The organism is Flavobacterium stagni (assembly GCF_004122105.1).
Lineage (GTDB): Bacteria > Bacteroidota > Bacteroidia > Flavobacteriales > Flavobacteriaceae > Flavobacterium > Flavobacterium stagni.
This window is the reverse complement of record NZ_SBKN01000024.1, coordinates 1-354: the sequence shown is the minus strand read 5'-3', so window position 1 is coordinate 354 and position 354 is coordinate 1. Positions and strand designations below refer to the sequence as shown.

1 protein-coding gene is annotated in these 354 nt (G+C 46.0%); it reads right to left on the bottom strand.

Annotated features, from left to right (window positions below; translation table 11 throughout):
- The coding region (locus EQG61_RS13820) for a hypothetical protein (RefSeq protein WP_206733897.1) at window positions 1-354 on the bottom strand (354 nt) is incomplete at both ends.

Genomic DNA, 354 nt, shown 5'->3' with positions numbered 1-354 from the left:
CAGTGATGGCATTGGTTTCATTCTGTGCATCCAATTGGGTGTTGTAGAAACTTACCGTAAAATCGGTACTAGGTTGTGTCCCCAAAGCAATCGCCACCAGTGGAGTCAAGTCATAGGCAAACTGCCCATCGTTTGTTCCGTCGGTATCACAGGTTTCAAACGGAATAGACGGTACGTCAGCTTGTGGCTTGGGATTCACCAAGATATTGAATGTTCCCGCTACCGAACGACAACCTGTCGTACTGTTGGTCGCTACCACATACAACGTTTGTGGGTTGCTCGTATTTAAGTAACCGTTTGGATTAGCAATCAACTGCGTGAGTGCTGCATCTTCGTAGAAACTCAAGGTATAAT